The sequence below is a fragment of the Pseudomonas sp. 3B-A001-10F genome, from assembly GCF_056313565.1.
On record NZ_JBQYFW010000009.1, the window covers coordinates 127346 to 153432 of the forward strand.

Annotated in this window: 18 protein-coding genes; 5 read left to right on the plus strand and 13 right to left on the minus strand. The window is 61.8% G+C overall.

Annotation, left to right across the window (positions count from 1 at the left end):
• Positions 1 to 105: 105 nt before the first annotated feature.
• The 9 genes from AC0ZWN_RS11540 to cbiE all read right to left on the minus strand — a co-directional run bounded on the left by AC0ZWN_RS11540 (position 106) and on the right by cbiE (position 7585).
• Positions 106 to 2226, minus strand: coding sequence for a TonB-dependent copper receptor (locus AC0ZWN_RS11540; protein WP_476335100.1), 2121 nt, complete (start codon positions 2224 to 2226; stop codon positions 106 to 108).
• A gap of 84 nt (positions 2227 to 2310) precedes the next feature.
• Complete coding sequence (locus AC0ZWN_RS11545; protein ID WP_476335102.1) at positions 2311 to 2757, minus strand: DUF2946 domain-containing protein; 447 nt, start codon at positions 2755 to 2757, stop codon at positions 2311 to 2313.
• Positions 2758 to 2778: 21 nt separating this feature from the next.
• Positions 2779 to 3258, minus strand: a complete 480-nt coding sequence (locus AC0ZWN_RS11550) for a copper chaperone PCu(A)C (RefSeq protein WP_476335104.1) — start codon at positions 3256 to 3258, stop codon at positions 2779 to 2781.
• Between the two features lie 48 nt (positions 3259 to 3306).
• The gene (locus AC0ZWN_RS11555; protein WP_122599673.1) at positions 3307 to 3705 is read right to left on the minus strand and encodes a DUF2946 domain-containing protein; all 399 of its coding nucleotides are present in this window, start codon (positions 3703 to 3705) and stop codon (positions 3307 to 3309) included.
• A 97-nt stretch (positions 3706 to 3802) separates the two neighbouring features.
• The gene (locus AC0ZWN_RS11560; protein ID WP_093430232.1) at positions 3803 to 4093 is read right to left on the minus strand and encodes an addiction module antidote protein; all 291 of its coding nucleotides are present in this window, start codon (positions 4091 to 4093) and stop codon (positions 3803 to 3805) included.
• Between the two features lie 3 nt (positions 4094 to 4096).
• Positions 4097 to 4399 (minus strand): type II toxin-antitoxin system RelE/ParE family toxin, encoded by a 303-nt coding sequence (locus AC0ZWN_RS11565; protein WP_093430233.1) that lies wholly within the window; start codon positions 4397 to 4399, stop codon positions 4097 to 4099.
• Between the two features lie 171 nt (positions 4400 to 4570).
• Complete coding sequence (locus tag AC0ZWN_RS11570; protein WP_476335105.1) at positions 4571 to 5287, minus strand: cobalt-precorrin-6A reductase; 717 nt, start codon at positions 5285 to 5287, stop codon at positions 4571 to 4573.
• Positions 5284 to 6381, minus strand: coding sequence for a cobalt-precorrin-5B (C(1))-methyltransferase (locus AC0ZWN_RS11575; RefSeq protein WP_476335106.1), 1098 nt, complete (start codon positions 6379 to 6381; stop codon positions 5284 to 5286). Before AC0ZWN_RS11575 ends, AC0ZWN_RS11570 begins: the two co-directional genes overlap by 4 nt.
• Positions 6374 to 7585 (minus strand): precorrin-6y C5,15-methyltransferase (decarboxylating) subunit CbiE, encoded by a 1212-nt coding sequence (gene cbiE / locus AC0ZWN_RS11580; RefSeq protein ID WP_476335107.1) that lies wholly within the window; start codon positions 7583 to 7585, stop codon positions 6374 to 6376. The genes AC0ZWN_RS11575 and cbiE overlap by 8 nt, the downstream gene beginning before the upstream one ends.
• A 132-nt stretch (positions 7586 to 7717) precedes the next feature.
• Between cbiE and cobG the strand changes: the two genes are divergently transcribed.
• The 5 genes from cobG (at position 7718) to AC0ZWN_RS11605 (ending at position 19425) form a co-directional block, all read left to right on the plus strand.
• The gene (gene cobG, locus AC0ZWN_RS11585; RefSeq protein ID WP_476335108.1) at positions 7718 to 9013 is read left to right on the plus strand and encodes a precorrin-3B synthase; all 1296 of its coding nucleotides are present in this window, start codon (positions 7718 to 7720) and stop codon (positions 9011 to 9013) included.
• Positions 9006 to 9632 (plus strand): precorrin-8X methylmutase, encoded by a 627-nt coding sequence (locus AC0ZWN_RS11590; protein ID WP_093430238.1) that lies wholly within the window; start codon positions 9006 to 9008, stop codon positions 9630 to 9632. Before cobG ends, AC0ZWN_RS11590 begins: the two co-directional genes overlap by 8 nt.
• Positions 9629 to 10363 (plus strand): precorrin-2 C(20)-methyltransferase, encoded by a 735-nt coding sequence (locus AC0ZWN_RS11595; RefSeq protein WP_371857758.1) that lies wholly within the window; start codon positions 9629 to 9631, stop codon positions 10361 to 10363. The genes AC0ZWN_RS11590 and AC0ZWN_RS11595 overlap by 4 nt, the downstream gene beginning before the upstream one ends.
• Entirely contained in the window at positions 10363 to 12063 is a 1701-nt protein-coding gene (gene cobJ, locus AC0ZWN_RS11600) for a precorrin-3B C(17)-methyltransferase (protein ID WP_476335109.1), read from the plus strand. Before AC0ZWN_RS11595 ends, cobJ begins: the two co-directional genes overlap by 1 nt.
• Before the next feature lie 300 nt (positions 12064 to 12363).
• Positions 12364 to 19425: a TcdA/TcdB catalytic glycosyltransferase domain-containing protein gene (locus tag AC0ZWN_RS11605; RefSeq protein WP_476335111.1), complete on the plus strand. Its 7062-nt coding sequence runs from the start codon at positions 12364 to 12366 to the stop codon at positions 19423 to 19425.
• A gap of 90 nt (positions 19426 to 19515) precedes the next feature.
• Here AC0ZWN_RS11605 and AC0ZWN_RS11610 read toward each other — a convergent pair whose 3' ends face one another.
• The 4 genes from AC0ZWN_RS11610 to purH form a co-directional block, all read right to left on the minus strand.
• Positions 19516 to 20112: a MarC family protein gene (locus AC0ZWN_RS11610; protein WP_025111770.1), complete on the minus strand. Its 597-nt coding sequence runs from the start codon at positions 20110 to 20112 to the stop codon at positions 19516 to 19518.
• 64 nt (positions 20113 to 20176) lie between these two features.
• Positions 20177 to 22954 (minus strand): hybrid sensor histidine kinase/response regulator, encoded by a 2778-nt coding sequence (locus tag AC0ZWN_RS11615; protein WP_095126112.1) that lies wholly within the window; start codon positions 22952 to 22954, stop codon positions 20177 to 20179.
• A gap of 99 nt (positions 22955 to 23053) precedes the next feature.
• The gene (purD, locus tag AC0ZWN_RS11620; RefSeq protein WP_095047354.1) at positions 23054 to 24349 is read right to left on the minus strand and encodes a phosphoribosylamine--glycine ligase; all 1296 of its coding nucleotides are present in this window, start codon (positions 24347 to 24349) and stop codon (positions 23054 to 23056) included.
• A 120-nt stretch (positions 24350 to 24469) separates the two neighbouring features.
• Positions 24470 to 26077, minus strand: coding sequence for a bifunctional phosphoribosylaminoimidazolecarboxamide formyltransferase/IMP cyclohydrolase (gene purH, locus AC0ZWN_RS11625; protein ID WP_476335114.1), 1608 nt, complete (start codon positions 26075 to 26077; stop codon positions 24470 to 24472).
• Positions 26078 to 26087 lie beyond the last annotated feature (10 nt).

Below are 26087 nucleotides of genomic sequence, written 5' to 3' on the forward strand. Positions count from 1 at the left end.
GTGCTCCGCTTGGCTTGGATCTTCTAGTTGTCATTGGCGGTTGCTGCGCAACCGATCGCGAGCAGGCTCACTCCTACAGTGGGAGCCAGCCTGCTGGCGATGCTGTTAGAAACTCATGTCGACCTTGGTCCAGAGCGTGCGCCCCGGCTCATTGATCGCTTGCGGGTCGTTGGCCGGGTAGCCGAACCCGGCGTTGCCCGCCAGGTTCAGGTGTTCGGCGTAAGCCTTGCCGAACAGGTTGTCGACGCCGCTGCTGACCTTCCAGTGCTTGTTGATCCGATAGGCACCGTTGAGTGAGAACACGCCGAAGCCGGAACTCTTGTCGTAATCCTTGCCGACCACGTTGCCCTTGTTCTGGTCGATGCGGTTTTGCGCGGCGACTACTCTCCACAGTGCCCCGGCGCTCCAGTTGTCTTGGCTATAGGTCAGACCGAAGCGGGCATCCAGTGGCGGCATCTGCGGCAGTGCCGAACCGTCGCTGCTGTTCTTGCCCCAGGCGTAAGCCAAGGTCGCATCGGCTTTCCAGTGGTCGGTGAGTCTGTACGCGGCACCGAGTTCACCGCCCATGATTCGCGCGTCGATGTTCTCGGCGCGCGAGGTGCTCATGCCCATCATTCCGGGCGTGTAGTCGAAGAGGATGTAGTCGCGGACCACGCCGATATAACCCGAGGCCCAGGCTTCAAGGTCGGCGCTCTTGTAGTTCACGCCAAAGTCGAACTGAGTGGTCTTTTCCGGTTTGATCGAATCGAACGCGTTGACCGATCCTGCCGGGCCAGACTTGGGCGAAAACAGCTCCCAGTAATCCGGGAAGCGTTGCGCGTGACCGAGACCCGCATAGAGCGTGGTCGGACTGTCGGCGAGGTCATGCTCGTAGCGGATGAACCCGCTGGGCAGGGTGTCGGCGCGGGTATCGTCGGCGGTCGGGTTGGGGCGGGACATCATTCCCGAGCCGGTGGTTTGCCGGTAATCCTTGGCTGAAGCGCGGTCGACGCGGGCGCCGCTGATCAGCCGATCACGGTCGGCGGCGTACCAGGTCATTTCGCTGAACACGCCGTAGTTATGGAAATCGGCGTCCTTGCTGTACGACTGATCCTTGTAGGTATCGATGCCCATGCCGCTGCGCTGGCGGTGTTCGTTGGTCTGCGCGTCGAGGCCGGTGATCAGTTGGATATCAGCCCAGCGCCAGGTGGCCTTGATCCGTGCGCCGAGGGTGCGACGGTCGACATTGGACGCCATTGGCCCCGACATCATCCCGGTGCCGGACGGCGTGCGCAGGGTGTAGTTGTCCATCACGTGGTCGGCGTAGTTGTAGTAGACCTGCGCTTCGAGTTTCTCCAGCACGTCAGTGATGTTGGATTTTTCGAAACGCAGGCCGAGGCTTTCGCGCAGGAATTGCGAGCCGTCCATGCCGCGTCCGGCATAGCGCGCTTCGCCGTCGCCCTTGCCGGCGGTGAGTTCGATCAGGGTGTCGGCGTCCGGGGTCCAGCCCACTGCGATGTCGCCGTTCCACTTGTCGTAGCGCGAGGCGACGATGTCGTTGTTGCCATCGCGGTAATCGTCGGAATGCGCGGTGTTGCCGATCACGCGCACGTAGCCCAACGGGCCGCCGGCAGCGGCGTCGACAACCTTGTCAAAACGTCCGTGGGAGCCGGCCAGAATGCTTGCGTTCACGCGGGTGCCGAGTTCGCCGAAGCTCTCTGGCTCACGATCGAACAGCACCGTACCCGCCGACGCGCCGGGGCCGTAAAGCACCGTTTGCGGGCCTTTGATCACGGTGAGTTTGTCGTAGGTTTCCGGCGAGATATACGAAGTCGGCGCGTCCATTCGGCCGGGGCAGGCGCCGAGCATCATGCTGCCGTTGGTGAGGATGTTCAGACGTGAACCGAACATGCCGCGCAGTACCGGATCACCGTTGGTGCCGCCGTTGCGCACCAGCGCGAAACCCGGAATGGTTTTCAGATAATCGCCGCCGTCACTGGCCGGCACCGGTTGTCGCGGATCTTTTGGATTGGTGACGATGGTCAGTGGCGAACTCGGGGCGATCGCGGTAATGACCGTAGGGCTCAGTTCTTCCTGGTGGCCGGCATGCTCATCGGCCAGTACCAGCGGGGACAGCAGGACACCGCAAAGAACGGCGGTAGCGTGCCTGAAACGAACCCGCGATTCGTTCAGAGCGAAGGACGCCGGGGCAACGCCCGAGCGTGGAACAGCAGAAAACCTGGACATGACAATTTCCATCAAACAGTCGTAAACGACACGGCCGGCAGCCTGAAGCTGTCTTCTCAACCGTGTGCAATCAAAGGTGCGTGTTTACGCTGCGATGGGCGGGGCGCGACTGCGGGCTCCGGGGAAGAAGGGTTGCCGGGCGTGGCCCAGGCGCGGGGAGGGCGGGGTGAAGGTGTTCAGCGGCGGGATGTTGAAGGCGACGAAATCACCGCCCCCAGTCAGCGCCGGGCAGTTGAACAGCAGGCTGCAATAGCCGCATTTTTCCCACAGCACGTGGTGCGAGGATTGCGGTGGGCAGTGTTCGGCGCTCGGTTTTGCATCATGGCCCGCGTGATCCATGCCCGGCATGTCCATCGACATGTCCATGCTCATCGGCATCGATGTCGAGGCGTGTTGATCCATCGGCATCGACTGAGAAATCAGTGGGCCGATGAAAATCATCAACATGGCGAACAGGGCGATCCAGCTGCCGCGAGTCAGGTGTTGAGTCTGACGGCGTTGCCGGGAGGGCCTGGCGCTCAGCGGGCGCATGGGCGGAGTCTGCCGGAAGGCTTACTGGGCGTGCGCGTGGGCCTGCGTGGTTTCCGGCGGTTTCTTCTGCACCGAGACTTCGACGGTGACGTCACCGGCCTTGTCGAAATGCAGCGTCAGCGGGAAGCGCTTGCCGTCGCTGAGCAGGCTGCGGTCTTTCGGGTTGAGCAGCATCACGTGATAGGCCATTGGCGCAAACGTCACGTTGCCGCCGGCCGGAATGGCCACGCTCGGCACTTGTTGCATCTTCATCAGATCGCCCTGCATGACGTGTTCGTGCAGTTGCGCTTCCGGAGCGATGGGCGAATCGACGCTGACCAGGCGGTCGTCCGTCTTGCCGGCGTTGTGAATGATGAAATAGGCGGCGACCGTCGGTGCGTTCGGCGGCAGTTCCTGCGACCACGGGTGGGCGATCTCAAGTTCGCCCGCCTTGTATTCGTGAGCATGGGCAAAGCACGCCGGCAACAGCAGCGCAGCGACGACGATGAGTTTGTTCAACATGGCAGTTCTCCAGAACGATTTGAAACGCAGGTCAATTGCGCGAACAAATCAAACCAGAGGGGAAGCGCGGGGATTGAGACTCGGCCATTGCTGGCGCGGAGTGGGTGTTTGCAGAGAGGCTGGCGCCACGCTGCGGTTGCTTTCGTAGCGGGCGAAATACAGCTGCGGGGAATGCCCCGGCAGCGCCACCAGTGGCGCCGAGCCTGAGCAACACCAGCAATGCTGCATGTTCGAATGATTGTCGTTGCTCGGGGCCTTTTGATCGGTGGTGCCGATGTTGATCGCCACCATCTTCGTCCCGCTGCCGGTGCAGAAACTGCTCCAGAGCAACTGTTCGGCCGGTGAATTGGCCGCCTGCGCCATCGCTCCCGTCATCGGCATGGCGAGCATGTTGAACAGCACTGCAAAGCAGGCGATCCAGGCAATTGCTAGCCGGTGTCGGTTCATGGGACAGATCCATTGGGTGGGCGATCAGGCGCGGCTATTTAGCCTGATCAGGGCCGATAAGTAAAAAAGCGTCGTGCGGTTTGGTGTCGCAGCGCCTTCACAGTGTTACGGCATGCAATCGCAAACCCAGAGCCTTCATGACTTTCATGATAGTTGCGAATTCGGGATTGCCAGTGCTACTGAGCGCTTTATAAAGACTTTCGCGACCCAAACCTGCATCCCGCGCCACTTGTGTCATGCCTTGAGCTCGGGCGATGTCATTGAGTGCTGCACGAATCAGAACGCCATCGCCTTCATCGTCGTCAAAACAGGCATCCAGATATGCCGCCATATCCTCGGGAGTCTTGAGGTACTCGACGGCGTCAAAACGGGCGAATTCTTCGGTCATGATTTACTCCTCATTTCCGATGTTATGAGCCATTTGCACGGCGCGTTTGATATCTCTCTTTTGTGTCGATTTGTCGCCCCCGATCAACAGCAGATAAATCACTTCGCCTTTACGTGTGAAGTACATTCTGTAACCAGGGCCGTAATGAACACGCATTTCATAAACGGTGTCACCGACGAAGCCGCAATCGCCGAAGTTGCCATGTTCGGCTGTTTTAATCCTGGAGATGATTCGGCCTTTCCCTTTGATGTCTTTTAAGGAGTCGAGCCATTCGGAAAATATGCGGGATCGTTCAAAAGCGATCATGTCGGGATCGTATTCCTTGGGATACAAGCTGGCAAGCCGCTTTTCTCGGCTGGCTGCTTGTGGGGATTAAAGGAACCGAAGTATTGGAGTCAGGGTGTAGTGAAGAACAGTCGGCTGCGTCCTCAAAATTTGCAGGTAAATTCACAGATAAATACGAAATGATGAAAAGTCTTACGACGTCAGGGCTTCAAGGACTTCAGACGCTGATCGAAACTCCCGATCAACCCCCGGCAACCCCGGTCGCTTCAACACAATCACCGGCACCCCACGCTCGCGCGCCACTTCCAGCTTCGGCTCGGTGGCGGTGCTGCCGCTGTTCTTGCTGATCAACACATCGATCTGCCGCCGTTCGAACAGTGCGCGCTCATCCTCCAGCAGAAACGGCCCGCGCGCGCCGATCACTTCGCAGCGTTCGTTGCCGGGGTAGACGTCGAGGGCGCGCAGGGTCCAGAACTGGTCCTGAGGGATTTCATCGAGGTGCTGCAGCGGTTCGCGGCCGAGGGTGAACAGCGGTCGGCGAAACGGTTTGAGAGCGGTGATCAGCTCGGCCCAGTCGCTGACTTCGCGCCAGTCATCACCGGGCTGCGGCTGCCAGGCCGGACGGCGCAGCGCCCAGCAGGGGATGTCGGTCAGTCGCGCGGCGGTCGCGGCGTTCTGGCTGATCTGTGCGGCATAGGGATGCGTGGCGTCGAGCAACAGCTCGATGCCTTCGTCACGAATGAATTGCGCCAGACCCTCAGCGCCACCGTAACCACCGACGCGGACCTGACAGGTCAGATCCGTCGGCACCCGGCCAACACCGGCGAGGCTGTAGATATGTTCTGGCCTGAGCGTGCGGGCAATCGCCAGTGCCTCAGTGACGCCGCCGAGCAGCAAAATGCGCTTCATGCAAAACCTCCGGCATGCCCGACAATCCCGCCCTGACGATCAATCGCAAACACCTCGACCTGCACCTGCGGCGGCACCACGCTGCGGGCGAAATTCAACGCATGGCGGCAGACTTCATCACCGAGGGCGATCCCCGCCGCACTGGCCATGGCCAATGCCTGCTGGCTGGTATTGGCCTCACGAATGCCCTGCTGCAATGCCTCGTCGGCGCCAATCGCCGCGGCCCAGTCAGCCAGTTGCGGCAGGTCGATGCTCGAATGCCGCGAGTGCAGGTCCATGTGCCCGGCGGCCAGTTTGCTGATCTTGCCGAAGCCGCCGCACAGGCTGAGTTTATCCACAGGCACTTTGCGCAGATGCTTGAGCACCGCGCCGACGAAGTCGCCCATTTCGATCAGGGCGATTTCCGGCAGGTTATAGACCCGGCGCATGGTGTCTTCGCTGGCGTTGCCAGTGCACGCGGCGATGTGCAGATAACCGTTGGTTTTCGCCACATCGATGCCTTGATGAATCGAGGCGATGTAAGCCGCGCAGGAAAACGGCCGGACAATGCCGCTGGTGCCGAGGATCGACAAACCGCCAAGAATGCCCAGTCGCGGATTCATGGTTTTCAGCGCCAGCGCTTCGCCGCCCTCGACGTTGACGGTGACGTCGAAGCCGCCGCCGTAACCGGTCTCGGCGGCGAGCAGTGTCAGGTGATCACTGATCATCTTGCGTGGCACCGGGTTTATTGCCGGCTCGCCGACACCCAGCACCAGTCCCGGCCGCGTTACGGTGCCCACGCCGGCGCCGGCATTGAAACGAATCCCCGGTTCACTCAGCAGCCGCACGCGCGAATAGAGCAACGCGCCGTGAGTCACGTCGGGGTCGTCGCCAGCATCCTTGATTGTGCCGGCCTCGGCGCCATCATCGGTCAAGCGGCAGAACTCCAGACGCATCTGCACCTGTTTGCCTTTGGGCAAGACGATCTGCACCGCATCGGCCGCCAGTCCGCTGAGCAACAGGCGCGCGGCGGCCAGGCTGGTCGCGGTGGCGCAGCTGCCGGTGGTCAGGCCGCTGCGCAAGGGCGCGGGTTGTTCCGCGGTTTCGTCACGCATCGAGGGGTTTGACCAGATCGAGCAGGGTGATCGGCAGTGCCTGGCGCCAAGTGTCGAACTCGCCGAGCGGCTGCGCCTGGGCGACATGGATACGCGTCAGCTCGCCGCCGAAGCGTTCGCGCCAGTTCATCAGGGCCATTTCGCTTTGCAGCGTCACCGCGTTGGCGACCAGACGGCCACCGGGTTTGAGCTGTTCCCAGCAGGTTTCGAATACGCCCTCACGGGTGACGCCGCCGCCGATGAAGATGGCGTCCGGGCGTTCCAGTCCCGCGAGTGCTTGCGGTGCCTTGCCGCGAATCAGTTGCAGGCCCGGCACGCCCAGTGCATCGCGGTTGTGCTCGATCAATTGCTGGCGACCATCATCGGCTTCGATGGCCAAGGCGCGGCAGCTCGGATGCGTACGCATCCACTCGATACCGATCGAACCGCTACCGGCGCCGACATCCCAGAGCAGTTCGCCGGGGGTCGGGGCGAGGCGGGCGAGGGTGATGGCGCGCACGTCGCGTTTGGTCAACTGGCCGTCATGCTGGAAGGCCGAATCCGGCAGTCCGGCGAGACGCGAAAGGCGCGGGGCCTGTGCGTCGGCCAGACATTCGATGGCGATGACATTGAGGTCGGCCACGGACGCGGCATTCCAGGCATTGGCGGTGCTGTCGATGCGCCGTTCGGCGACACCGCCAAGATGCTCAAGCACGCTCATGCGACTCGAACCGAAGCCGCGCTCGCCGAGCAATTGCGCGACCGCTGCCGGGCTCTGGCCATCGTTGCTCAGCAACAACAGGCGCACGCCGCTGAACAATTGCGCATTGAGCGCCGCCAGCGGTCGGGCCACCAGCGACAGCGTCACCACCTCCTGCAATGGCCAGCCGAGACGGGCGGCGGCCAGCGCGCAGGACGACGGGGCGGGCAGGATCAGCATCTCTTCGCTTGGCACCTGGCGGGCGAGGCTGGCACCGACGCCGAAGAACATCGGGTCACCGCTGGCCAATACGCAAACTGCTTCGCCACGCTGTTCCAGCACCGGTGCGAGGGAGAACGGGCTCGGCCACAACTGGCGTTCGCCGCGAATACACACCGGCAGCAAATCCAGTTGACGCTGGCCTCCGACGATCCGCGAGGCGCCCAGCAGGGCACGCCGGGCGTTTTTGCCCAAGCCCTTGAAGCCGTCTTCACCGATTCCCACTACCGTCAGCCAGGGTGACATCTATATTCCTCTAAACACGCCGTTCCGACGGGCAGTCTTTTCATGCCAGCGGACAAAGCAGGCATAATACCGCGCCTTCGCCCGCGAAGCGCCTTTCCCACGCAGCCGGTCAGCCCCTTGAACGAACGCCCGATGTCCACCGCCTTACGCCCCTCGGCCTGCCCGGGGTTGCTGCGTATCGTCCAGGCACTGGACGGCGGCATCTGCCGGATCAAGCTCAATGGCGGTTCGATTAGCGCCGATCAGGCCGACGCGGTGGCCGATGCTGCCGAACAGTTCGGCGCGGCGATCGAGGCGACCAACCGTGCCAATCTGCAGATTCGCGGGATCGGTGAGCAATCCGCAGCGCTGATCGAGCGTCTGCTCGCCGCCGGCCTTGGCCCGCGCACGGCGGCCGGTGACGATGTGCGCAACCTGATGCTCAGCCCCGCTGCCGGCATTGATCGGCAGATGCAGATCGACACGCGCGGCCTCGCCGGGCAGATCCTCGATACTTTGCAAAGCCATCCACGGTTCCACGAGCTGAGCGCCAAATTCGCCGTGCAACTGGATGGCGGTGAAGCGCTGGCGATGCTCGAACATCCCCATGACCTGTGGATATCGGCGTTCGCGCGTGACGGTAAGCCCTGGCTGGCGTTCGGCCTGGCCGGGTGCCCGACGGATCGTGCGCTCGGCGCGGTGGCGCTGGAGCACGGCCATGCGTTGGTGGTGGCGGTGCTGGAGTTGTTCCTGGCGTTGGCGCGTCCCGAGCAGACGCGCATGCGTCATTTGCTCGATGAATTGCCGATGCCGGCGTTTCTGCAACAACTGAGCGCACGTTTGCCGATCAAGCCGATCAGCGATTGGCAGCGCACCGCCGTGGCGGACAATCTGCACATCGGTGTTCATCCGCAAAACAATCTGGGTCAGGTGTATATCGGTGCGGTGCCGACGCTGGGCCGTCTCGATCCGGCGATGCTGCGCGGGGCTGCGCAACTGGCTCGCCAGTTCGGCAATGGCAGCCTGCGTTTTACGCCTTGGCAAAGCCTGCTGGTACCTGACGTCAAAGCAAGTGATGCGGCTCAGGTGCTGGAAGGCTTTGAGCACCTGAACCTGTTGACCCGCGCTACCGAGCCCCTCTCACGCCTGATCGCTTGCACCGGTGCCAGTGGCTGCGGCAAAGGCCTGGCCGACACCAAGCAGGACGCCCGCCATCTGGCGACGTTGCTGCCCTCGGCCCTCAACGTCCACCTCAGTGGCTGCACGCGTTCTTGCGCTGCCGCCCACTGTGCCCCGGCGACGTTGCTGGCCGTCAGTGCCGGTCATTACGACCTCTATTTTCGCGATGCAACGCAGCCGGGTTTCGGCGCGCTGCACGCACGCAACCTTACTATTGAAGCGGCCGCGACCCTGCTCGCCGCCCGCTCTCGGAGCCCCTTTGATGCTTGATTACATCCGCGATGGTCAGGAGATTTATCGCAACTCCTTCGCGATCATTCGCCGCGAGGCCAATCTGGCGCGCATCCCGGCCGATCTGGAAAAACTCGCGGTGCGGGTGATTCACGCCTGCGGCATGGTCGAGGCCATTGACGGTCTGCAGTTCTCCGAAGGTGCGGGCAAGGCCGGGCGCGACGCGCTCGCCGCCGGTGCGCCGATCCTCTGCGATGCGCGGATGGTCTCCGAAGGTGTGACCCGTGCGCGCCTGCCGGCCAACAACGAAGTGATCTGCACCTTGCGTGACGAGAGCGTGCCGGAGCTGGCGCGCGAGCTGGGCAACACCCGTTCCGCCGCCGCACTGGAGCTGTGGCGTCCGCATCTGGAAGGCAGCGTCGTGGTAATCGGCAACGCGCCGACCGCACTGTTTTATCTGCTGGAAATGCTTGACGCCGGCGCACCGAAACCGGCGCTGATCCTCGGCTTCCCGGTCGGCTTCGTCGGTGCCGCCGAGTCGAAAGCCGCCCTGGCCGCCGACAGCCGTGGCGTGCCGTTCGTGATCATGCAAGGCCGCCTCGGTGGCAGCGCCATGGCCGCCGCCGCCGTCAATGCCCTCGCCACGGAGATCGAATGATGCAGGCCAAAGGACGTTTGCTTGGCCTGGGCGTCGGCCCGGGGGATCCGGAGCTGATTACCGTCAAAGCCCTGCGCCTGCTGCGCGAATCGCCGGTGGTGGCGTACTTCGTCGCCAAGGGCAAAAAGGGCAACGCGTTCGGCATCATCGAAGCGCATCTGCAACAGGCGCAGAACCTGTTGCCGTTGGTCTATCCGGTGACCACCGAAGCGCTGCCGGCGCCGCTGTCCTATGAGCAGGTCATCAGCGATTTCTACGACGAAGCCGCCGAGACGCTCGCCGCACACCTGGATGCCGGTCGCGATGTGGCGGTGATTTGTGAAGGTGATCCGTTCTTCTACGGCTCCTACATGTACCTGCACGATCGCCTCGCCACTCGTTATGAAGCCCAAGTGGTGCCGGGCGTGTGCTCGATGCTGGGTGGCGCTTCGGTGCTCGGCGCGCCGCTGGTGTATCGTAATCAGAGCCTGTCGGTGCTCTCGGGCGTGTTGCCCCATGAAGAGTTGAAGCGGCGTCTGGCCGATGCCGACGCGGCGGTGATCATGAAGCTGGGGCGCAATTTCCCCAAAGTGCGTCAGGTCCTCGAAGAACTCGGTCTGGCCGAACGCGCGCTGTACGTCGAGCGCGCGACCATGGCCAATCAGAAGATCGTGCCGATGGATCAGGTCGAGCCGATGTCGTCGCCGTACTTCTCGCTGATCATCGTGCCGGGCGAACGGTGGCAAGGCTGATGACTCAATCCACGCCAGCCATCGTCATTCTCGGTCAGGGTAGCTTGGCCACCGCACGGCGCATTCAGCAGGTCTATCCGGCAGCGCAGATCCACGGCCTCGCCGGGCGCGTCGAAGGCGCCGATTGCACCTATCAGGAATTCGGCGCGACCCTGCGCGCGCTGTATCAGCAAGACACGCCGATCATTGCTCTGTGCGCGGCCGGCATCGTCATCCGTACGCTGGCGCCGCTGTTGCTGGAAAAGGGCGCCGAGCCTGCGGTACTCGCCGTGGCCGAAGACGGCAGCGCCGTGGTGCCGCTGTTGGGTGGCCTCGGCGGGGTGAATGTCATGGCGCGCGACATCGCTGCCGGGCTGCAAGTCGCAGCCGCGATCACCACCAGCGGCGAGTTGCGTTTTGGCACGTGCCTGCTCAACCCTCCGAGCGGTTATGCCCTAGGCGATCTGGAACTGGGCAAGCGTTTTGTCTCCGACCTGTTGGCCGGTCACAGCGTGCGCATCGAAGGCGCGGCGCCGTGGCTGGATCAGGCGCAATTGCCGGAAGATCCGCAGGCGCAGCGCTCGATTCATGTCGGCAGTGCCGCGCGTGAGGCGAGTGCCAGTGAGTTGCTGATCTATCCACGCAGCGTCGCGGTGGCGGTGAGTGCCGAAACAGCTGACCTGGCGAATGCCGTTCGCCGCGCGTTGCAGCAGGCGAAAATCGCCGTGCAGTCGCTGGCCTGTCTGTTGGCCAGCGAGACGCAAATGGCTTCGCCACTTTTGCGTGAAGCGGCGCTTGAGCTGGGTGTGCCGCTGCGCTTCGTTGCGGCGCAAAGCGACATCGAAACTCTGGCACGTGCCGCAGTGCCTGAGGCTAAAGTTGTGGTCAGCCACGGCATGGCAATCGCGGTCGCCGAACAGCCGTTGGATGTTTCCAGCATTGGCCGGCCACGCGGCCGTCTCGCCGTGATCGGCCTCGGCCCCGGCGCTGCCGAACTGATGGTGCCGGCAGTCAAAGCCGAACTGGCCCGCGCCACTGATGTGCTCGGCTACGAAACCTACGTACGCATGGCCGGGCCGTTTCGCGACGATCAAGTGCAGCACTGCACCGACAACCGCGAAGAGATGCAGCGCGCCCGTCACGCCTTCCGGCTGGCTGCCGAAGGGCGCTCGGTGATTGTCGTGTCATCGGGTGATCCCGGCGTGTTCGCCATGGCGGCGGCGGTGCTCGAAGCCTTGCACGAGTCGACGGACCCGGCGTGGCACAGCGTCGATGTCGAAATTCTCCCGGGTGTTTCCGCTTCGCTGGCCACCGCCGCACAGGCCGGGGCGCCACTGGGCCATGACTTCTGCGTGATGTCGCTGTCGGACAATCTCAAGCCTTGGTCGATCATCGAAAAACGTCTGGATCTGGCCGCTGAAGCGGATCTGGCGTTGGCGTTCTACAACCCGATCTCCCGGGCGCGTCCGTGGCAACTGGGCCGGGCGCTGGAGATTGTCGCGCAGCATCGCACGCCGCAAACCCCCGTGGTGTTGGGCCGCGACATCGGCCGTCCGGGCCAGACCCTGCGCACCACGACACTCGGCGCGTTGACCCCTGAGCAGGTGGATATGCGCACCATGGTGTTGATTGGTTCTTCGACCACCTGCACCTTCCCGCGCGGCGACGGCGGCGTCTGGGTTTACACCCCGCGCTGGTACGGTGAAAAACCCGGGGCGTGAGAAAGTCGTGTTGAGCGTCAAGCGCAGTTGTAAGCAACTGCGTGAGACGTGATATCCGGTTAACGCTTCGGATTGAATCATCCCGCTCGAACACAAGGCCGCCAATCTTCTGGATTGGCGGCCTTGTGCGTTTGTGCGCCGGTAAGAAACCAGGCAATTCATTGCCACATGGTTCAAGCGCAAACCCCGAGTGTTATTGGCTGTTTCACTGGACATCGTTTGAGTTTGTTCGGGTTTGAGCGTGGTACTCCAGTTCAATAGTTTCGTGGCGAACGAAGCCGTTATTGAAGAAGTGCCACGATGAAAACCAACAAGCCGTACGAAATCCTTTCCGCCAAAGATTTCTCGCAACTGCAGCGGGCGCTGAGCGAGTTTGCCGGCAGCGCTGAATACAAGGTGTTGCTGTCGCACTATGAACTGGCCAGACAAGCCGCTGATGACCCGCAGCGACTGCTGTTGATCAAGCTGTTTCAGCAGGCGCTGGAGTCGTTGCTCCAACGCAGGACTCAGCCCCTTTCCGAAGCCATCAGCCAGATCAGATCGGATCTGGTCAAGTCTGTCGCCAGGCTGGAGGACACACACGCCATGCTCCATGGCGTGGCCAGGCCCGTGGCGAAAATCATGCACTTTGTCTGGGTCGGCGGCAGTGAAGTCGGGGCCAATCAGCGCGACTACATGAACATCTGGCGCCAGGTGCTGGAGCCGCAGGGTTACCGCTTCAACCTCTGGTACGACAGTGATGCGTTGCTGGCCTTTGAAATGAACCGGGTGATCCTCGACAGCGCCAGAGTGGATGCGCTGGAGTCGGGCGGTGACAAGGTCAGCAAGGCTTTTCAGTTGTCGCAGATGATCGAAGACCGTGCGCGGGTGTTGAAGCAGCAGATGTTCGCCCACCTTCAGCAAGCCCAGTGGCGGGGGCGAGCCGACGAAGCGCGGATCGACTTGATGGTGCGTGCCTACGGCAAGAATCGGGCGACGCTTGAAGCCTTTCGCCAGCGCTGCCTGCAGACGCATCAGGCGATGCTCGGAGCGGACCTGCAATTGCGCGATGTCGGCGACGAATTTGCTGGGCACTTTTTGCAGGATGTCTATCAGCGCGAGGTGGCCATGCGCGGCAATTTTGCCGCAGCGAGCGATGTCGTGCGCCTGCAGGCCGAATACCTCGAAGGTGGCCGTTACAGTGACATGGATTACTTGCCGCCACTGGCGGACACGCTGGCCGGTGTCGATATTCTCAGCGTCGGCGAAGAAGGCCGAATCGGCGTTTTGCAGTTGCTGTTGAACCACAATGAAGCGTTGATGCCGGGACGCGACCGCCAGCGTTATCTCGACCGCACTGACAAAATCCCGCCCGAACACCTCGAAGCATTGACGGCGTTTGCCCGTGAGCAACACCCGCTAAGTGAGATCTTTGTCGCACCGCAAGATCACGCGGTGCCGCAGGACGCGATGCGTTTGGGCACGGCCTATGGCTTGCCGGACTGGGCGGAAATGAATGCGCACATGCTGGCCCATCCCGGCAGTGCCATGACCCTGGCGTACATGCAGATGATCCGCCTCAATTATGACTGTCTGCTGGAAGTGGAGCGGCGTGCGGCGCTCGCCGGCATCGACGCGACGGATCAGGCACGGATGTTTGATGTGGTCGAGAATGTGGTCAACGAAGCTCAGGCGCAGGGCAAACTGCCTGAAGCGCAAGGCGAGGTGTTCCGCTCCAGACTGATCGACGCGATTTTTACCTATTACCGCGATGGCATTCGCCTTGAAGCCCGCGGCACCATCACCCTGACGGGCCCGGGGGCCGCCGCGGCCGCGCTGCTCAAATACATAGAGCAGCACCTGCAACCCGATCGACATGTACAGATCCGTGAGCGCCTGAAGTTGCTCGAAGGCTACAACACCCACACCGAGGAGGAGATGATCTCCGGCTGGACCGTCGATGGTAAGGCCGAGCAATGGTTGCTTGAGGAGCGGGAAAAGTGGCAGAACGGCAAACTGAAATCGCGCTACGTCGGCCAACTGGCGGATCTGCTGAAAGCGCACACGCTAACCTTCAAGCAGGGCTGGCCGGTCATCGAAGGCCAACCGGTGATGTTGACCTCGGTATTGCAGCCACTGATGGACGATCTGGGCGAGCCGTTCCTGCGCGCGATGCAGGAGAAGTTGAGCGGCGACATGACGTTCAATTCAGCGATCTCCATCGGTTTCGACAGCCGTGAGCAGATTCGCGCGCAAACAGTCCGTGCGATTCCGCTGTCCCATGGCGCGGAGCCTACCCGCAATCTCAATGAGTTGTTCACCCTCGTTGCCCATGGCTCGCTGGCGGTTGAGCAACTCAGCCCGTTGCAACGCGTCATCCTCGGCGGAATGTTGGGGGCAAACAGTCTGGATGCCGCCGGGTTTGCCCCGGTCTGGCAGAGCGTCATGGACATCGCTCGGGAAACCGCTGAGGGCGGCTTGTTCGCCCGTTACCACGCGATCGAAAAGGCCCTGATTCAGCAGGCGTCGCCGAACTTCGAGGCGGGGCTTGCCGGCGCGAGCATCCACGGCACGCACACGGCGCGCGAACTCAAGGCGTTGGCGATGAGCGAACCGCTGACGCTGAAACAGTGGGGCGAGCGCATCGGACAGATCAATCGCACGGCACGGCGTGAATATCACAGGCACATTTTCAAGCGGGGTGGCCAGGTGCGCGAGGCGTTGTTCCAGTCCGGTGCCGTGTCCGTCAGGCAACTGCCGCAGGATTTGTTGAGGCGCAGCACGGGCGACCCGGGACGCCGTTGCTATCCGCTGGCGTTGTTGATGGGCGCCGCCGTGGCGGCTGGCGGGTTGGCCGAGCGTGCACTGATCGGACGTGTGGCCAATGCCAGCCTGAGGCCGCAAGACGTTGATTCGCGGGCGTTGCACAGTGCGCTGGATGAGCTGGGCGAGGTCTCCGGGCGTGCGATCGGACAGGCTCGTGGCCGGCAAAATCTCGACAGCGTGATGCAGACACTGGAAGCGAAAACCGCCCCCGGCGCCCTGCTGCTCGACACAGGCAATCACGCTTTGCTGGTGGCCAAAGTGCAAGTGGATGAGCAAACGTTCTATCGCTTTTATGATCCCAATTTTGCGATTTATGGATTTGCCGCAAGCGCAGAAATGAAGCAGGGCGTGGCACGCTATTTAAGTGACGACGGCAACACTTTGGCGAAGTTGTACGGCCTGACTGACATCGGCACTGCGCAGTTCGACGTAATCGAACTGGACACCGTAGCGCTCGCCGAGCGGACATTGTCGTCCGGGTTGCGCGTCGAGAGTTTTTTGCAAACCGCAGCTATCGCCGACCCTCAGGCGGCTTCGGTCTGGGCCAGGCAAGCTGTCGCACGCACGCGCTTACTCAGTGAAAACGCGCGGCTGGGGGCTAGCCTCGCGCAGTTGGACGCGCGTTACTGGGCGCAGGAATTTGATCAGGCAACCCGGCAGCTGCGCGCTGAACACACATTGGGTCGCGACTATCTGCCGTTGCTGGAAACGCTCAAGGCAAACCCGGACGCGGGTTATTCGCTGACGCTGGTGGATGTGCAGAACCCGGCCAGATCACTGACAGTCGGCACCGCCGATGCGCGGTTCGACAGGCTTAAAAAACACCTTCAACGTTTGGTTGTCACATTGACGGGCAAGCCGAGTACCGCGGTCGAAGCCGACGGCGGCAGTCGTCTGAGTTTCGCCTTCGCGATCCAGGCGTTGGTCACTGAAATGCGCCATCGTGACTATCAGGCTGATGGCGAGCGGGCGCCGGTTTTGTCGATAGCCCTGCAAGTGCAGGTCTATTTCAACTATGCGCAGTTGGGTTTCGGCGTATTGAGCGACACGGCCCAGACGATCAATCTGGTGCGTCAGGTGGCGGCCAGCGAACGGGCATTGACGCTTGGTCAGTCGTCGTTGTCCGGGCGTCTGCTGGGGCGTGCCACCACGGCAGGCGGATTGGTATTTTCGCTCGCCAACATCGGCTTCGATCTCCACAACCTGTCGGTGGCCGAGAACCACGAGCAACGCTCGCGGTTCTCCACATCACTGGTGTTCAACGTTGCGGCATTGGGGGTGGATGTTGTTGCTTTGGCGGCTGGCGGGGCGGTGGGCACGGCAGCGGCCGTTCTCTCGGTGCCGCTGCTGGGTGTCGGCATTGGGGTGACGGCGATTGCCAGCAACCTGGGGCAGATCAGGGACAAGGCGACGGCGGTGGGCAATCATCTGCGTGCGATCGGTCATGCTTACCGGCGCGGTGCCTACACCTTGAAGGATGGCGTGCTGCAATTTCCCGCAGAAGCGGTCATCGTCAGTCTGAACCTGCAAACCAATGACGTGCGCTTCGACAGCCAGAAGTTTTACCCCTGGACGGGCGGGCCACTGGAACTGCCGCAGTACAACGATGACCCGCAGGCTATTCACCTGTCCCTCGATATCCGCCAGGCACTGGGGCTGCCCGAGGTCGTTCATCTTTACCGTGACGAAACCGATAGGCTCGAGACGCTGGTGCTGCCGTGCACGCCGATCTGCCATTACGGTTACGAGTATCAGTTGAAGGGGCTGGGCGGGTACACCTACGACCCCCTTCCCGGCGAGGTCGGGGACGCTGGCGACATCCCTGCTGAAACCCGCTACCCGCAAGTGACGGATCGCATGGCGGACACGCTGGAGTATGACCAACACGGAAACCGGCGCTTTTATCTCACCAGCAACCCGTCGCTGCCGCACATTCTGTACAAGCTGCATCCGGTCTATCAACCGACAGACATCAGCGTGGTGCTGGACAGTCAGGTACGCCAGTTGGTGGTGCCGACGCTGGAAGCGCCAGTGCAGAACAAAATTTCCTACGCGATCACCGCTCCTGCTGGGCACTATCAGGTGCGTCTGGTACCCGGCATTGTGGCGGTCAGATTTCATGGCCCAGCCAAGTGGATCGTACAGGCGACCTGGGCTTGCCTGGAACAGGTCAGATTTGCCGTCCCGAATCGGGAAAATGATGATGAAGTCCAACTGATGGTCGATGGCACGGTGCTGTCGGTTTTCGATGGCTTGATCGAACTGGCCGAGGGCCTGTTCCGGGTCGATGGGTGGGAGCGCTGCCTTCGCTTGCAGTCGGTCACCCTTGATGAGCAAAGCCGCCTGCCGCAAATACTGGCGATGCTGCGCCAGCACGCCCGCGAAGGCCGATTGGTCGCAAATGCTGTGGCGCTGTACAAATTTCGCGTGCCCGCCGCCACCATGGTGGTGACCACCGCCTGGTATGACGCGACCAGTGATCGTCTGTTGTACGCACGTAATCTGCCGAGCGCGGTGAACGAGGGGCTGCTGTTGGGCGGCGCCAGTGCCCGCCATGCCTGGTTCTACCATCCGCAACGGGCGACGGTCTGGCGTGTCGACACGATCACCGGCACGGTTGTGCATCGCTACCGCTTGATGAACCCCGCGAGCGGGTCTCACATCATGGGTTGTGTCCAGGACGCCGATGGCAGTTTGCGAGTGTTGCAACGCTTGCTGATCGACGCCCGGATAACTGAAACCGAAACAACACTGGAGTATCGCCTCAGCGATGCGGCCGTGGTCCTGACGGGCATCAAGTCGTCGTTTATCGAGGAACCCACCGCGCGCCCCGGGCAGGGCGACTTGCATCACTTCACGACCTTCGGCGCGTATAACGATGAAACCCCGGGCATGGCCAATGCCATCAGCACCTGGGTATATGCATCGTTCGTTTACGCGCGCACCTACTACTTCGAAGGATTGCGCCGGCGTGCCTGGGTCAACAAACGCACGGGCCACTATTTTTCGGCGGGGTTGGGCAGTGAGGCGGACATGGTCATGTTGATGCCGGCCGATCCGCAGAGCGGTGCGCTGCTGTTCTACAGCAAGCAAGCGCAGACCATCAGTCAAGGGGTGGAGCCGAGGGTGGGGCAATTCATCAATCGGGTCATCGAGCGCGATATTGTCGACGTCACCCAAAGGTTCGGAAGCTACATTGCCACCAAGGCCGACGGCCGCCTCTTCGAGGTCGACACCAGCCTCAAAGATGAGCAGTGGATGGACGGCATTCCCACGCCGAACATTCTGAAATTTGCCGGCCTCGGCCAGCGCTGGCTACAGCTCAACTCCGACTGGCTGGACGCCTTGCCGGCGCTGGCAAAAGTCTACAAAGCCGAACCTTTTCCGCTCATCGGATTGGGCAATGGGGCGGCTCATGCATTTCTGCCGGCGTGGTGCATCGAGGAGCAATTCGTTGTGTCGAACATCGGTCCTGAAGTGCAGTTGACGCCGTTGGGACTGACGCCGGACAAACAGGCCGCATGGTTGCTGGAGGGTTCGACCGGGCGGCTTTATCGCCAGCCGACGATTGCCATCGGGGCATTGCGCGTCGCGTTTGCTGCAGGGCTGCAGCGCGTGAGTCCCGAGCAGTTGCCCATGGCAGAAAAGGTCTGGTCGCAGTGGTCATTTGTTCACGTGCTGAGGCATGGACAAGGTCTGCTCGGGCAAACCCGCGACGGGGTCAATGTCGAGCTGCACGATCAGCAGCCTGCGCGGATCATCAGCGTGGAAAATCGCTGGTCGCATGTGCAGGGGCAGACGGCCGAGCAGTGGCGTACGCGCTTGAAAGGATTGCTCGCGGAACAGGTCCACGCGCAGGTCCTGCCGGTCGAACACACCGGCATGCGCTACACGTATTACCTGCCTGCAACGGATCGCTTGTTTGAGGTCGCCGCCCGCCATGCGCGACAGTGGCCGACGTTTCTTGGCACGCGCCAAAACACCGCAGCGCTGCTGTTCGACGCAGTTGACGGACTTGTCTTCAGCGCAGGCCCGGTCGATCCTGATCCTGTCTGGATTCCGGGCTGCCACGCGCACCGCGAAGGCGAGGTGTTGTCCCTGTCCTTGAGCGATGAGGTGACCGATGTCTGCGCATTGTTGCCCGATGGTATCGACACACTGATTCTAGCCTTCGGTTCCCGGGAAACCGGGTATCGCATCACCGACGAAACCTGGCAGCGTCTGGACTGCATCGTGGTCGATACGCGGCTGGCAACGGACGACGATGGTTCGGGCACGAACCTGCTGTTTCTCGACATGGCTGACTGCGCGCGCTTTTTGATGTCGCGGGTTGAAGGGCATCTGGTGATTGCCGACCCGGACAGTGCAAGCACGCTGATTGTGCGGGATGTCGAGCCGCAGGGCGGCGAGGAAAACACGCCAATGGAAATAACAGTCCGGCTCAATGAGCGGCTCCACTGCACGTTTACCCTTACCGATTGGTTGCAGCGTTTTGCACGGCTGCAGGGTGCTAACGCCGTGGTCAGTCTGAACGTGCTGATTGAGGCAGCGCTTTGAACTCAAAACCGATGTAGAAGCAAAAAGGGCCGTGAAGAATAAATTCACGGCCCTTTGCAAGAAGTGTACGGACGTATTCGATGCGCTTGTTCAGGGCACCAAATAGCCTTTGACCCCTGTAAAAATGATCTGCGCCGCCAAAGCGCAAACAAACAATCCCATCAAACGACTGACGATCTGTAAGCCCTGATCGCCCAGAATCCGCTCGATACGATTCGACAGGTACAGCACCACGCCGACGGTAAAACTGGCCAGGGCAATACTCATGATCGCGGTGAGTTTGTCGTCCCAGTGCGGCTGGCTGACGCCCATCACCAGCAAGGCACCGATGGTGCCCGGGCCGACGGTCAGCGGGATGGTGAGCGGCACGATGGTGACGTCCTGCTGCACATTGTCGGCCTGTACCGCCGGTTTGCCCTGCGCCATGCCCAGTGCCGAAATGAACAGCACACTGCCGGCGCCGATGCGAAACGCATCCACGGTGATGCCGAACACATCGAAAATTACCCGCCCGAACAAATACAGTAAAACGCTGGAGACCAGCGTGGCCACGGCGACTTTCCAGGCCAGCCGCCGTTGTTCCTTGCGCGAATAACCGCGGGTCAGGCTGATAAAGCACGAAAGCACGAAGAACGGGCTGTAGAGCACCAGCATCTTCAGGTAAACGCTGAACAACACATGGAGCATGGTGCAAGCTCACTGGCGAGGGAATTCGTGGGGGAGTCTATCAGGCGCTACGGGGTCTGTCGGCTCAGGAGGTGGGCGTCGTGGCACGGTTCTGCTGATCACGCTCGGCTACCCAGTGCTCGATCAGCTCGCGCAATTGTGACAACTCGACCGGCTTGGACATGTGCCCATCCATCCCGGCCTGACGCGCGCGCTCCTTGTGTTCGGCGAGAATATGCGCCGTCAACGCCACGATCGGCGTGCGAATGCGTTGATTGCTGACTTCCCAGGCGCGCAATTGCTGGGTCGCCGAGAAGCCATCGAGGATCGGCATTTCGCAGTCCATCAGCACCAGATCGTAACGCTGGGCTTTCATCGCTTGCAGGGCTTCTTCGCCGTTGGCGGCGGTGTCCGGTTGCAGGTTGAGCTTGCCGAGCATGCCGCGAATCACTTTGGTCGAAATCGTGTTGTCTTCGGCGACGAGGATGCGGAAATCGCTCGGCACTTTCGCCGCCGTGGCCGGGGTGACCACTTGCGGCTGGAACACCACCTGACCTTTGTTGCGCTGGTTGAGCTCGTCGGCCAGGGTGGTCTTGAGGGTGTAGCCGGCCACCGGTTTGGCGAGGATGCGTTTGATCCCCGAGTTGCGCGCGATGATCTTGCTCGGCGCATTGCTGATGCCGGTGAGCATGATCAGCAGGATGTCGTGGTTCAGACTCGGGTCTTCCTTGATCTTGGCCGCGAGCTGCATGCCGGTCATGCCGGGCATGTTCTGATCGAGCAACACCACATCAAAGTAATCACGCAGGTGCGCCTTGGTCCGCAGGAGAGCCAACGCTTCCTTGCCTGAAGGTACGGCGCTGACATTCAGCCCCCACGCACTGCATTGCTGGACCAGCACTTTGCGGCAGGTGTCGTTGTCGTCGACCACCAGGACCCGCGCACCCTGCAGCGGACTGTCGAGATCGGAGGTCGGGTGTTCGAGGCGGTCGGGGTCCAGCGGCAAAGTCAGCCATAACGTGCTGCCTTGATTGGCGCCGCTCTTGATGCCGAACTCGCCATGCATCAAGCGGATCAGTTGTCGCGCGATCACCAGCCCCAGGTTGCCACCCAGACGATTGGCCGAAAGGAAGTGCTTGCTGTGCAGTTCGGCGTGCATCAGTGCGTCACGCTCTTCCTGATCCATCGGTTCACCGCTGTCCTGCACGGCGATGCGCAGACGCGGTTTGTTGCTGCGCTCGTCGAGGGCGACGACGATCAGCACTTCACCTTCATCGGTTTTCTTCAGGGCGTTTTCCAGCAGGCTCAGCAGAGTCTGGCGCAGGCGGGTCGGGTCGCCGCTGATCACCCGCGGTACTTGCGGCTGGATAAAGCTGATCAGTTCGACGTTCTGCTGTTCGGCCTTGGCCCGGTAGATGCTCAGGCAGTCGTCGATCAAGGCATTGAGGTCGAACTGCACATCGTCCAGTTCGATCTGCCCGGACTCGAGCTTGGAGATGTCGAGAATCTCGTTGATCAACGTCAGCAATTCGTTGCCGGCGCTGTGGATGGTCTGCACGTAGTCGCGTTGCTTGACCGACAGTGGCGTGCCCAGCAGCAGTTCGGTCATGCCCAGCACGCCGTTCATCGGCGTGCGGATTTCGTGGCTGATCTTGGCGAGGAACTCGGCTTTGGCGTTGATCTCGGCATTGCTCGCGGCGAGGTCGCGGCTGACGCTGAAACGACTTTCGGTGATGCTGCGCTGACGCTCGCCGAGGGCGATGCTCATCAGCAGCCCGCTGATACAGATGAATGCCATCAGGGTCATGATCAGACCCTGCGGCGACACCAGTGTCAGCCCCAGCAACGCGGGAAGAATGATCAAGGTGCCGATGTTGAACACCACCATTGCGGCGACGAACAGGCGCGCCGGGCGGTAACCCTTCTGCCAGTGATAGAAGGCGACAAACAACATGCTCAGGCCGGCCAGGGCCACCAGGGCATAGGTGATGATGTTCAGCGGCAGGGTATTGACGAACAGCAGCAACAGGCTGCAGGTGACGATAAACAGGATGTCGCCAATCAACAGTTTGTTCAGCGGGTGCGGGCCGAGCGGCGCGAAGAAGCGATAGGCGAACATCAATCCTGCGGGAGCGGTCAGCAGCAACGCCAGATAGGCGCCCGGGGTCTGCACCGCGTGCCAGTTCGGCAGCCAGGGGCCGGCGAGGTTGAGCAGTAGCAACAGACTGAGGCCCAGCAGGCCCTCGCAGACCGCCAGCCACAGGCTGCTGCGCGAGCGGGAGTAGGCGTAGCGCACAAGGTTGTGCAACAGCAGCATGGCGAGACAGCCGAACAGCAAGCCGAAGATCAGCGTCTGATTGTGGTTGGCCGCGCTCATCACCGCCGATTGCAGGGTGACGTGCGGGCGCAACTGGTGATCGGAGACCAGGCGCAGATAGACATCGAGCGGTTTGTCGGTCTGTGGCAACGGCAGCATGAAGTCGCTGCTCGGCAACGGTCTTTCGGCCTGTGGCTGGTCGGTGCCGGTGTTGCGTTGCTCGATCAGCTTGTCACCGTCGAGTACGTAGAGATTGAGCTGTGACAGGTCGGGGGCAAAGATGCGCAGCACTTGTTCGTGCTTGCCCGGTGCCAGTTTGAAGCGCAACCACAGGGCGCCATCGGGCTCGGCCGCAGTGAGGCGGTCGAGGTCGATGGGGCTGAATTGATTGGTGTAGCGAGCGGAGCGGATATCGCTCAGTTGCAGACTGCCCTGATCGTCAAGCAATACCGACCAGCCACTGCCTTGCGCGGCCTGGGCCGGGAGCATGCAGAGCAAGGTCAGCAACGTGACGGTGAAGCTTATGGCAATCCTGAGCCAGCGCACGGCGAAATCCCTTCGTAGGTTGATGCCAGAATATAACGATGCGCGGCGGCGGAACAGCCCGGCGAGGAACGGTATCCCTCGCCGGGCTCGATCGACAGCTTATTCCTGGGTTTCGCCACGTTCACGGGCAATGGCGCGGTAGCCAATGTCCTTGCGGTAGAAGCAGCCTTCCCAGTCGATGGCTGCCGCCAGCTTGTAGGCTTGCTGCTGAGCTTCACCGACGCTGGCGCCCATTGCAGTGGCGCAGAGTACGCGACCACCGGCAGTGACAACCTGACCATCCTTCAGCGCGGTACCCGCGTGGAAGACTTTGCCTTCCAGGCTCGCCGCTGCGTCCAGACCGTTGATCGCCGCGCCCTTGGCGTAGTCGCCCGGGTAGCCGCCAGCGGCCAGCACGATGCCGACGCTCGGGCGTGGATCCCACTGTGCTTCAACCTTGTCCAGCGCTTGCGCCAGAGCGGCTTCAACCAACAGCACCAGGCTCGATTGCAGACGCAGCATCACCGGTTGAGTTTCCGGGTCGCCGAAGCGGCAGTTGAACTCGATAACCTTTGGATTTCCAGCCTTGTCGATCATCAGACCGGCGTAGAGGAAACCGGTGTAGACATTGCCTTCTTCAGCCATGCCACGCACGGTCGGCCAGATCACCAGATCCATCACGCGCTGGTGCACGTCGGCAGTGACCACCGGGGCAGGGGAGTAGGCACCCATGCCGCCAGTGTTCGGGCCGCTGTCGCCGTCGCCAACACGTTTGTGGTCCTGGCTGGTGGCCATCGGCAGGACGTTTTTGCCATCGACCATGACGATGAACGAGGCTTCTTCGCCGTCGAGGAATTCTTCAATTACCACGCGCGAACCGGCGTCGCCGAACGCATTGCCAGCAAGCATGTCGCGCACGGCGTCTTCGGCTTCGGCCAGGGTCATGGCGACGATCACGCCTTTACCGGCCGCCAGGCCATCGGCCTTGATCACGATCGGTGCGCCTTTTTCACGCAGATACGCCAGGGCCGGCTCGATTTCGGTGAAGTTCTGGTAGTCGGCGGTCGGGATCTTGTGGCGAGCCAGGAAGTCCTTGGTGAAGGCCTTCGAACCTTCCAGCTGCGCAGCGCCGGCGGTCGGACCGAAGCAGTCCAGGCCACGGGAGCGGAACAGATCAACAACGCCAGCGACCAGCGGCACTTCCGGGCCGACGATGGTCAGGGAAACGTTTTTCTCGGCGAAGTCGGCCAGTTGCTCAAGAGCCAATACGTCGATGGCGACGTTCTCGCACTTGGCTTCGATGGCGGTGCCAGCGTTGCCCGGCGCGACGAACACCTTCTGTACGCGCGGATCCTGAGCCACTTTCCAGGCCAGGGCGTGTTCACGGCCACCGCTGCCAATGATCAAAACATTCATTTCAAAAAACCTCGGATGACGCTAATTCTGTGGGGGCTGATCGTTCCCACGCTCTGCGTAGGAATGCCTCTACGGACGCTCTGCGTGCCCACGCAGAGCGTGGGTACGATCAAGCAATAATCAGTGACGGAAGTGACGCATGCCGGTGAATACCATCGCGATGCCAGCTTCGTCGGCAGCAGCAATCACTTCAGCATCACGCATCGAGCCGCCCGGCTGGATCACCGCAGTGATGCCGACCTTGGCCGCGTTGTCGAGGCCATCGCGGAACGGGAAGAACGCGTCCGATGCCATCACCGAACCGGCAACTTGCAGGCCAGCGTGCTCAGCCTTGATCGCGGCGATACGCGCCGAGTTTACGCGGCTCATCTGGCCAGCGCCGACACCGATGGTCTGACGGTTCTTGGCGTAGACGATGGCGTTGGACTTGACGTACTTGGCCACTTTCCAGGCGAAGATCAGGTCGTGGATTTCCTGTTCGGTCGGCGCGCGTTTGGTCACGACTTTCAGGTCATCGGCGCTGATCATGCCGATGTCGCGGCTCTGTACCAGCAGACCGCCGTTAACGCGTTTGTAGTCCCACGCGGCTGCGCGGTCTGCCGACCACTCGCCGCAGGCCAGCAGGCGCACGTTGGCTTTGGCTGCAACGATGGCGCGAGCCTCTTCGCTGACGCTAGGGGCGATGATCACTTCAACGAACTGACGCTCGACGATCGCTTTGGCGGTCTCGGCATCCAGTTCACGGTTGAAGGCGATGATGCCGCCGAATGCCGATTCGGTGTCAGTCGCGTAAGCCAGTTCGTAAGCCTGACGGATGCCGCCTTCAGCGTCCGGGCTGACGGCCACGCCGCACGGGTTGGCGTGCTTGACGATCACGCAGGCTGGCTTGACGAAGCTCTTCATGCATTCCAGCGCGGCGTCGGTGTCGGCCACGTTGTTGTACGACAGTTCTTTGCCTTGCAGTTGGGTCGCGGTAGCGATGCCGACTTCGGCAGGCTTGGCTTCCACGTAGAACGCCGCGCTCTGGTGCGGGTTCTCGCCGTAGCGCATTTCCTGGGCCTTGATGAACTGGCTGTTGAAGGTGCGCGGGAATTCGCTGCGGCCTTCAGTGCTCAGGGTTTCAGCCGCTTGATTCACGGTGCCCATGTAGTTGGCGATCATGCCGTCGTAGGCGGCCGTGTGTTCGAAGGCCTTGAGCATCAGGTCGAAACGCTGCGCGTAGGTCAGGCCACCGGCTTTCAGGCCTTCCAGGACGCTGGCGTAATCGCTGGCATTCACCACGATCGCTACGTCTTTATGGTTTTTCGCTGCCGAACGGACCATGGTCGGGCCGCCGATGTCGATGTTCTCGATGGCGGTCGGCAGGTCGCAGCCTGGCTTGTTGATGGTGGCTTCGAACGGGTACAGGTTGACCGCCACCAGATCGATCGGCTTGATGCCGTGCTCGCTCATGATTGCGTCGTCGATACCGCGACGACCGAGGATGCCGCCGTGGATTTTCGGGTGCAGGGTTTTCACCCGACCGTCCATCATTTCGGCGAAACCGGTGTAATCCGCGACTTCCACTGCGGCAACACCGTTGTCGCGCAGCAGCTTGAACGTTCCGCCGGTGGAGAGGATCTCGACGCCCAGAGTTTCAAGCTCCTTGGCGAATTCGAGGATCCCGGTCTTGTCGGAAACGCTGATCAAGGCGCGGCGGATCGGCAGGCGGGTAGTCTGGTCGGTCATCTCAATTTCC

What these genes read in the sequence shown, in the direction of transcription:
- AC0ZWN_RS11540 (WP_476335100.1), bottom strand. Translation starts at nt 2,226, where the DNA reads ATGTCCAGGTTTTCTGCTGTTCCACGCTCGGGCGTTGCCCCGGCGTCC.
- AC0ZWN_RS11545 (WP_476335102.1), bottom strand. Translation starts at nt 2,757, where the DNA reads ATGCGCCCGCTGAGCGCCAGGCCCTCCCGGCAACGCCGTCAGACTCAA.
- AC0ZWN_RS11550 (WP_476335104.1), bottom strand. Translation starts at nt 3,258, where the DNA reads ATGTTGAACAAACTCATCGTCGTCGCTGCGCTGCTGTTGCCGGCGTGC.
- AC0ZWN_RS11555 (WP_122599673.1), bottom strand. Translation starts at nt 3,705, where the DNA reads ATGAACCGACACCGGCTAGCAATTGCCTGGATCGCCTGCTTTGCAGTG.
- AC0ZWN_RS11560 (WP_093430232.1), bottom strand. Translation starts at nt 4,093, where the DNA reads ATGACCGAAGAATTCGCCCGTTTTGACGCCGTCGAGTACCTCAAGACT.
- AC0ZWN_RS11565 (WP_093430233.1), bottom strand. Translation starts at nt 4,399, where the DNA reads ATGATCGCTTTTGAACGATCCCGCATATTTTCCGAATGGCTCGACTCC.
- AC0ZWN_RS11570 (WP_476335105.1), bottom strand. Translation starts at nt 5,287, where the DNA reads ATGAAGCGCATTTTGCTGCTCGGCGGCGTCACTGAGGCACTGGCGATT.
- AC0ZWN_RS11575 (WP_476335106.1), bottom strand. Translation starts at nt 6,381, where the DNA reads ATGCGTGACGAAACCGCGGAACAACCCGCGCCCTTGCGCAGCGGCCTG.
- cbiE (WP_476335107.1), bottom strand. Translation starts at nt 7,585, where the DNA reads ATGTCACCCTGGCTGACGGTAGTGGGAATCGGTGAAGACGGCTTCAAG.
- cobG (WP_476335108.1), top strand. Translation starts at nt 7,718, where the DNA reads ATGTCCACCGCCTTACGCCCCTCGGCCTGCCCGGGGTTGCTGCGTATC.
- AC0ZWN_RS11590 (WP_093430238.1), top strand. Translation starts at nt 9,006, where the DNA reads ATGCTTGATTACATCCGCGATGGTCAGGAGATTTATCGCAACTCCTTC.
- AC0ZWN_RS11595 (WP_371857758.1), top strand. Translation starts at nt 9,629, where the DNA reads ATGATGCAGGCCAAAGGACGTTTGCTTGGCCTGGGCGTCGGCCCGGGG.
- cobJ (WP_476335109.1), top strand. Translation starts at nt 10,363, where the DNA reads ATGACTCAATCCACGCCAGCCATCGTCATTCTCGGTCAGGGTAGCTTG.
- AC0ZWN_RS11605 (WP_476335111.1), top strand. Translation starts at nt 12,364, where the DNA reads ATGAAAACCAACAAGCCGTACGAAATCCTTTCCGCCAAAGATTTCTCG.
- AC0ZWN_RS11610 (WP_025111770.1), bottom strand. Translation starts at nt 20,112, where the DNA reads ATGCTCCATGTGTTGTTCAGCGTTTACCTGAAGATGCTGGTGCTCTAC.
- purD (WP_095047354.1), bottom strand. Translation starts at nt 24,349, where the DNA reads ATGAATGTTTTGATCATTGGCAGCGGTGGCCGTGAACACGCCCTGGCC.
- purH (WP_476335114.1), bottom strand. Translation starts at nt 26,077, where the DNA reads ATGACCGACCAGACTACCCGCCTGCCGATCCGCCGCGCCTTGATCAGC.